Source organism: Chitinimonas arctica (genome assembly GCF_007431345.1).
In the GTDB taxonomy this organism is placed as follows: domain Bacteria; phylum Pseudomonadota; class Gammaproteobacteria; order Burkholderiales; family Chitinimonadaceae; genus Chitinimonas; species Chitinimonas arctica.
In genome coordinates, this window is the sequence record NZ_CP041730.1 from 722,283 (window position 1) to 729,477 (window position 7,195).

At 59.5% G+C, this 7,195-nt stretch carries 7 protein-coding genes; 1 reads left to right on the forward strand and 6 read right to left on the reverse strand.

What is annotated here, in order from left to right; translation table 11 throughout:
- Positions 1-17 precede the first annotated feature (17 nt).
- From FNU76_RS03315 to FNU76_RS03330, 4 genes are all read right to left on the reverse strand, one after another.
- Positions 18-554 carry a hypothetical protein gene (locus tag FNU76_RS03315; protein ID WP_143856388.1) on the reverse strand — a complete coding sequence of 179 codons (537 nt, stop codon included), beginning with the start codon at positions 552-554 and terminating at the stop codon, positions 18-20.
- A gap of 3 nt (positions 555-557) precedes the next feature.
- Positions 558-1,925, reverse strand: coding sequence for a peptidylprolyl isomerase (locus FNU76_RS03320; protein WP_143856389.1), 1,368 nt, complete (start codon positions 1,923-1,925; stop codon positions 558-560).
- Positions 1,926-1,927: 2 nt separating this feature from the next.
- Positions 1,928-2,944: a phospholipase C/P1 nuclease family protein gene (locus FNU76_RS03325; RefSeq protein ID WP_143856390.1), complete on the reverse strand. Its 1,017-nt coding sequence runs from the start codon at positions 2,942-2,944 to the stop codon at positions 1,928-1,930.
- A 137-nt stretch (positions 2,945-3,081) separates the two neighbouring features.
- Entirely contained in the window at positions 3,082-3,633 is a 552-nt protein-coding gene (locus tag FNU76_RS03330; protein WP_143856391.1) for a GNAT family N-acetyltransferase, read from the reverse strand.
- A 221-nt stretch (positions 3,634-3,854) separates the two neighbouring features.
- Between FNU76_RS03330 and FNU76_RS03335 the strand changes: the two genes are divergently transcribed.
- On the forward strand, positions 3,855-4,709 hold the full coding sequence (locus FNU76_RS03335; protein ID WP_143856392.1) for a tachylectin-related carbohydrate-binding protein: 855 nt from the start codon (positions 3,855-3,857) through the stop codon (positions 4,707-4,709).
- Between the two features lie 370 nt (positions 4,710-5,079).
- On the opposite strand, the gene FNU76_RS03340 is transcribed toward FNU76_RS03335, so the two are convergent.
- Positions 5,080-5,769, reverse strand: a complete 690-nt coding sequence (locus FNU76_RS03340; protein ID WP_143856393.1) for a hypothetical protein — start codon at positions 5,767-5,769, stop codon at positions 5,080-5,082.
- Between the two features lie 50 nt (positions 5,770-5,819).
- Positions 5,820-7,049: an AAA family ATPase gene (locus FNU76_RS03345; RefSeq protein WP_143856394.1), complete on the reverse strand. Its 1,230-nt coding sequence runs from the start codon at positions 7,047-7,049 to the stop codon at positions 5,820-5,822.
- Positions 7,050-7,195 lie beyond the last annotated feature (146 nt).

Below are 7,195 nucleotides of genomic sequence, written 5' to 3' on the forward strand. Positions count from 1 at the left end.
ACCGCCGCGGACAGTCATCACTGCACTCCCACCTTAGCCCCCAGCTCCGTCTGCATCTGCGCAATGCGGCGGCGCTTTTCCTCAGCCTGGGCGATCTGTTCCGCGCTGATGATGCCTTCCGCCCGCGCCCTCACGATGTCGGCATCGAGCTGCGGTAGGAGCTTGTTGGCCGCCTGCACATAGGCGCGATATAGCTTGGCCTGCTGACGTTCGGTATAGCGTTGGTATTGCTCCGGGCTGGCCAACTCCGAAGCACTGGGTGCCTCCTGCTCTTGCGCCTGCCGGGCCAAGGGTGGCGCCCTTTCATCGCCATGCTCGCGCGCGGCGGTCAAGCTCAGGATGGCCGACGCCGATTGATCGATGACGGGCAGCGCAGGCGGCATGGATTGCGGGGCGACCGCGACCAGCGGGGCCATTTGCGGCATTGTCGGCACCGTCCGGTCGACAGGTTTCGGCGCGGCCACCACCTCGGTCGGGTGGCCGGGCCATAGCAGCCCGGCCACCCCTAGCATGGCAAGCAGCAAAGTCGCCGCGACAAGCGTGGATCGCTTCATCAGCTACTCCTTACCGGGCAGGGCTGCCTGCCGAAAACCCAGCGCATCGGGATTTAATTCAACGTCGGCTTCGCGGTAAAGCGATTCGCGCAGATCCTTGAAATACGCCACCGCCTTACGTTTGGCCAATGCCTGGCTGGCGATATAGCGCACCGCTTCGCTATCCGCCGGCTGCATGCCTTCCCGCCGCTCTTCGACCAAGACAATCCGCCAGCTGGCGACGCCGTCCCTGGCCGGCTCCCTTACCGGCCGCGACGGCTTGCCGGGCGGCAGTGCGAAAGCCAGTTCGTTCAGCCAGGGCGCCTGGCCCGCATTGGGCAACAACCATCCCAGTTCGCCGCCCTGCCCCGCATCCTCCGCATCGGAAAACGCCTTCGCGACCTCAGAGAAATCCCCGCCGTGTTGCAATTTCTCGTAGGCGCTTTGGCAGCGGCCGGCATCGGCACAGCGAATGTGGCGGGCCCGTACTTTTTCGATTCGCTTGAATTCCGCCGGATGGGCAACGTAATAGTCTTGTACTTCGGCGGAGGTGATCGCGGCAGCGAGGCGCGCAAGATGGTCACTGCTGTAATGCATATCCGCCTCCACCCCCAGCAGCCGCAACAGTGCGCCCCGGCGATCGCGGTCCTCGATCGCGCGGCGCAACAGGTCCAGGTCGGCAATGGCCAGACCGCTGTCGCGCCGGGTCCACGCCAGCACGAATTTACCGGCCAGCAGTTGCATGGCCTGCTGCTCGCGGAAACCCGCGTCGCCGCCGGCCAATTGGGTCTTGCCCTGGATATTCTGCCTATGCCAGATATCCCCCAGGGTGATACGGCCCTGCTCGCCATGGGGCAGGCGATAGTCGAGCAAGGGAATCCGCCCGGCTTGCCCGAGCTGGGCCGCCGACAACTCCCCATCCAGGCGCACCGTATCGGTACGGGGAAAAACGGTTTCCAGGGTCTGCGGCGTAGGTGAGTGGCGCTGGAGAACCAGTTTGTCCAGGCCGCCCACCTTGGCCAGCGCGGCTTCCAGTTCGGCCTTGTAGACGCGCCGCAGATTGGCGATCAATTGATCCTCGACGGCCACATCGCGGGCAAACGCCACGCCGACAGCCGGAAACAAGGCCGCTTCGTCGAAGCGCCGGCTGGCGTAGTCGCCCAGCAGACGATTATCGATCAGCGAGGCCAGGACCTTATTCAAGGGCGCGGCGCCCTCTTGGTGGCCGCCAATGCGTTGCAGCACGGACAAGCCGGCAAGCGTTACGGGTTCGCCGTTGATGCGGGCGACAAGGGACGGGTCGTTGACGCTGTCGCGACTGGCCGCACCGACCGTCAAACTGACGGTCAGCGAAGCCCAGAGCGCCAGCCGCTGGTAAGCAGGCCGGCGCATGATCAGAAGCGCTCGGCGGCGCGGTTGAGGATATGCACGACCATGGCAATGGCGTGCGGCACCACCACCTTGGCAACGGTACGACGCGTTTCATGATCCGTGGCGGACAGCACGGCGCCGCCACGGGCGTAGGAAATATCGCCGCCCTGGGTCAGCAAAGGCCGGATATCCGTGGCGCTGAGCGCTACCGGGGTAAAGTCCGCCAAGGCCGTTTTCACCAGGGCCGGATCATTCAGGCGCTCGCTGTCGTAGTAGTCCTTGACCCAGCCCTCCCACTGCACATGGTTGAGCGCCGACGTCGTCCAGGTGTGGTGTGGCTGCAGCAGATCGGTGGTGTGCATCACAAAACCCAGCGTTTGCACCGTGGGCCGGGCCAGGAACTGCTGGAACCAGTACTGGCCCAGATTATCGATGGGCTGGAACGGCATGGATTCGAAGTCGGCATACATCGCCGGAGTCGAATGTCCGCCCATGCGGTAATTGGCCTCGGTGAGACCATAGCTGTTGTACTTGGAATTGTCGCCGAACCAGCCCTTCAGGCCGCCCCGGCCATCGTCCAGATAGTCGCCATACAGCCAGGCCGCCGCCATATTGTCGATATCGCCCCATACCGTGAGCTTCTGGTAGTTGTAGCCGCCCAGCGCATTGCCATGCACATCGGGACCGGCGGTATGGTTCTGGAAATGGTGGTAGCTGGTGTAGTTGACGAAAGCGGAGCCCATCCCCCACAGCGGAGCCAGCTGGCAATCGCCGGTGGTCGCGCCGCACAGATAGGTGTCGGCGAAATCATCGACATCATAGGCCCCCTGCCCCAGCGCGGCGGCGAACTGCTCCACGGTGTAGCCGGCGCGGGTGGCGCCGGACTGCAGCTTGGCGAAGTTGGTCGTGGCGGCATTGGCCTGCATATAGGCCACGGCATCGATCACGATACGGCGATGGGTTTCCTGCGAAAAGGCGTGCGCGGGAGAGACTAGACAGCAAGCTACCGCTACACCGGCCAACAGACGGGCGAGTTTCATTGCGTTGCTCCTGAGTATTTTTTCGTTGGGGCCAAGTGGCCGCGACCGATTCTGGTCCGCCCATATGGCACTTTCGTGAAAATGACTGCTCAGGGAATTCGCTTTTTACGGTGTTTTGCCCGCCTGGGTGGCGAAGGCTATTTCTTCCACTCGCTACGCAACAAACCATACAAGCCGGAATCGGACACCTCGCCATCGACGATCCACCGTTCGCGCAGATGGCCTTCCTTTTTAAAGCCCAAGCGCTCCAGGCTCCTGGCGGAAGCTTCGTTGCGGGGATCGATATCGGCCTCGACCCGATTCAATGCCATCTCGTCGAAGCCGTAGGCCAGCATGGCCGACAAGGCTTCGTGCATATAACCCTTGCCCCAGGCGGCGGCGCTCATCCCGTAGCCGATCTCGGCACGCCTGCACTGCTCATAAAGGTTGAACAGCGTGCAATTGCCCAGCAACTGGCCGTCTTCCAGCCGCTCCATGCCGAACCGGACGTACTTGCCGGCCGCCATGGATTCGACATCGCGGGCAATGAGCTTATGCGCCTCCTCAAGGGTGGGCCACGGCGGGGTACTCCAGTAGCGCATCACGCGCGGATCGGAAAAGATGGCGAACAGGGCGGGCGCATCGGCATCGCGCAAGGGGCGCAGGAGCAGGCGCGGGGTGGTGAGCGTGAGTTGGTCGAATGAGGGCATGGTTTAGGCTGGGCTCGTTAGGTATAGACGGCGCGGCAGGTGCCCTGATGGTCTTCCAAGCCGCCCGCGCGGCTACTGCAGACGCTTTGTAAATTCTTGCATCTTGATCTAGCTTGATAAGCTGGCGGACCTCGCGAGAATACCACAAGGCCGTCTAACCCACGTTCAGCATCAATAAGTGGGCTTCGCCACCAGCAGCGAAAAAGGAGGAGAGTAAGCAAATGCGTAAATATCAATTGATCGTTATTTTTTCCGCCATCTTGGCTACGGCCGGAAATGTTCAGGCTGATACCAGGGCTTTTGCCACGGAAAGTATCGGCACAGCGAAACAGTCGGTTCAAGCGAGTACCCCGACTCCCGTCTACGCAATCGCATGGAATGGCGATATGCTTTTCTATAAGCATGCGGGTACGGGCGACGGTTCACCCAACTGGCCTATCCAGGCAGTCAAGATAGGCCATGGCTGGAACTTCAAACAAGTCTTTGCAGGCGATAATGGGGCCGTCTACGCAATATTGGACAACGGCGACATGCTCTTCTACAAGCATGCGGGCTATAACGACGGCTCGGCCAATTGGCCTATCCAGGCAAAAAAGATCGGCCACGGCTGGAATTTCAAGCAAGTCTTCGCTGGCGATAATGGCGCCATCTACGCCATACAGGACAACGGCGACATGCTGTTCTACCAGCATGCGGGTTTTAATGATGGTTCGGCTAATTGGCCTATCCAAGCCAAAAAGATCGGCCACGGCTGGGATTTCAAACAGGTCTTCGCCGGCGATAATGGTTCTGTCTATGCCATCCAGCACAACGGCGACATGCTCTTCTACAAGCATGCGGGGTTTAACGACGGTTCGGCCAATTGGCCCATTCAAGCCAAAAAGATAGGTCACGGCTGGAACTTCAAGCAGATCTTCGCTGGCGATAATGGAACCATCTATGCCATCCATGACAATGGCGACATGCGCTTCTACAAGCATGCGGGCTTCAACGACGGCTCCGTTAACTGGCCTATCCAAGCCCAGAAAATAGGCAATGGCTGGAATTTCCGGCAAGTCTTCGGTGGGAGTAACTGAAGACGGCGGATGCAAATCCGGGTTGCAATCGTAAACCTGGCAGGAAGGTGGCCAATGCAGGCCACCTTCCTGCCAGGAAAAGACGATCTGCATGGATTCCTGCGCTCACTTGAGCCAAGCCGAACGAGAACGGATTGCGGCGATGCGGGCAGGCGGACGTTCAGAAAAGGAGAAACGTCGGCCAGGTAAAAACGTCGCCGCCGTACTCGCGCTTAAAAAATAGGCGCCTCGGCGTAATCCACTACCCACCAACACCTTAGCCAACTTGTTCCAGACTTATGCCAGCACTTACCCACAGGGGGTGGGGATAGTTTGCTGCTCTCTTCCCGCGATCCTTGAGCAGGCTAGGCCTTGGCGATCTGAGCGTTCGTCATGGCAACAGAGGCAATCCTGCGTTCTTGGCTGCTGCGTGAAGCGCCTGTTTGAAGGCGTTGAAACTCGGCATGTGGATTCGGAGCGGATCGACAGTGCCGTTTACCACCCAGTCGGCTTGCTCGTCAGCCGTCGGATCCAGGCCGCCGCATAGCGCCGCCAACTGCTTTTTCAGCGAGTTCGGGCTGTCGTCGTTGCCGGATGCATCCTCAAGTGACGCACAGTTCGCATAGCCTGGCTGGCGACGTGCGCACAGCAACCAAGCTTCTGACTTGGGGCGCGGTACCATGGGCACCCCCGTGTCACATTCAACTTGCGCGAACCCGCGGCGCATCGAATCCACCTTTTCTTGCCAATCTGATGCTGCCGTTGACCTGGTCTTATCGCCATCGCGGAACAATATTGCCAGCACCGGCTGCGCCTCTTGCGTGGAGGTCTGCTTAGCCAGCAGTCCCAATAGCTGGGCATTGCGCGTGAAGAAGGCAGTGCCCTTGCCATACTTCACACCGGGTAACAACGGCGAGCCTGGTTTGCGCAAGACAGCCAGTTCGGTCTCATGGACATGCGTGACGCAATCACCTCCGGCCTGGTGCGTCTCCAGCAGGCTGTACTCCGTGTGATGGCGCTCCAACAGTTTGTCCACTACCCAGGCCATTGGTCCAGGCACGAATGCAATTCCGTCGGCCATCGGCCTCTTATGACCCAAATCCGTTGGCCCTTCCCCAGATAGAATCAACCTCATGACGCTTGGACTTTCACCAGTGCCATCGCCTCAGCAGGCAGCGCCTCCAGATGCGTGTCGACAAACACCTCACCCGGGCCTAGCAGAGCGAGCTTCTTCTGCGTGCTGGGTAGATCAAACAGACGAACCACCTTGGTGTGTCCAGCACTGTTCCTATACAGCAGCAATACCGCTTCCCTGGCAATGTCATCTGGCAAGTAGTTCAACACCAAGGGACTGTGTGTAGTCACGATCACCTGACGCTCAGCGTCGAGCAGCAGCCGCACTAGCTTCTGCATCAACTCCGGGTTGATGCCGTTTTCGATCTCATCGAAGAGCACGCAGCTTTGACCCAGGTCACCTATCCGTTTGGAATGGTCGGTGGTTTTCGACATGCTCACTTGCGAGAGGATTGCCAATACGCGCAGCAAACCATCATTTACCTGGCGTGCATCCGACTCAAGACGTGAAGGCGCGGTTTGTACGCTGTCGTACTGCTCAACGATGCGCAGATCTTTCCAACCCGCCCGCAGCGCGGTAGTTGAAAGTTCTGAAACCTGCGGGTAGAACTTCTTCAGGGCCTTGGTCAGCGCAGCCTTGTCCTTGGCGGGCAAGCCATGGATAAAAGCACCCAGTCGTTCGCCGCCATAGCCAATATCTGCTCCTTCCTTGGCACGCCGACGCATGGACTGGGGCGACAAAAGGTCGAGCGAGCGTAGGTTGGCCGCCACATGCTTCAATACACCCAAGGCCGGATGGACATCGCGAACATTGATGAACGAGAGGGTCGATCCCTCGTACTTCATTGAACGCACGGGATACTGCACCGAGGGTTTACTGTCCGTGCCCGCTACCAGCAACTGCCCATCCTTGATGTGCAGTGCCTGCTCCACGCCGTCGACCGTCACCGTCTCTGCGGTGCAACGCATCTCGGTAGTATTGAACGCTCCACTCCAGACTATGCGCCCCTCGCCGGGCACCTCTACCTCCAGCTCGAATTGGATCAACTTCTTGAGCTTCAAGAACCGACTAGTCAAATCAGAAGCTTTCCATTCGCGCTGCTTTAACCACGACGCCACCTGCCCGTTGGCCAAGTGTCCCACAAAGTCGAAAGCCTGCAGCACCGTGGACTTGCCCGCCCCGTTCAGCCCCACCAAGCAGGTGAACGAACCCAGTTGATGAGGTGTTGGCGGCAGACGGAAGTCGACTAGCGATTTGAAGTTGTCGATGTAAAAGCCCTTGATCATGGCCGTTCTTTCTTATCTGTGATGACGCTCATGTCGGCATGGCGTTTTCTCTTATCGGTGTCATGCGGTCAAGCCTTTCAAAGGCAAGTACGGTCATGCTGTTGATTCCTAAAGGCATAGGAAGTTCGACGAGTCATTTAACGCCC

Bases quoted from the DNA above. Each gene is read 5' to 3' on its own strand.
- FNU76_RS03315 (WP_143856388.1), bottom strand. From the start codon at position 554: ATGAAGCGATCCACGCTTGTCGCGGCGACTTTGCTGCTTGCCATGCTA.
- FNU76_RS03320 (WP_143856389.1), bottom strand. From the start codon at position 1,925: ATGCGCCGGCCTGCTTACCAGCGGCTGGCGCTCTGGGCTTCGCTGACC.
- FNU76_RS03325 (WP_143856390.1), bottom strand. From the start codon at position 2,944: ATGAAACTCGCCCGTCTGTTGGCCGGTGTAGCGGTAGCTTGCTGTCTA.
- FNU76_RS03330 (WP_143856391.1), bottom strand. From the start codon at position 3,633: ATGCCCTCATTCGACCAACTCACGCTCACCACCCCGCGCCTGCTCCTG.
- FNU76_RS03335 (WP_143856392.1), top strand. From the start codon at position 3,855: ATGCGTAAATATCAATTGATCGTTATTTTTTCCGCCATCTTGGCTACG.
- FNU76_RS03340 (WP_143856393.1), bottom strand. From the start codon at position 5,769: ATGGCCGACGGAATTGCATTCGTGCCTGGACCAATGGCCTGGGTAGTG.
- FNU76_RS03345 (WP_143856394.1), bottom strand. From the start codon at position 7,049: ATGATCAAGGGCTTTTACATCGACAACTTCAAATCGCTAGTCGACTTC.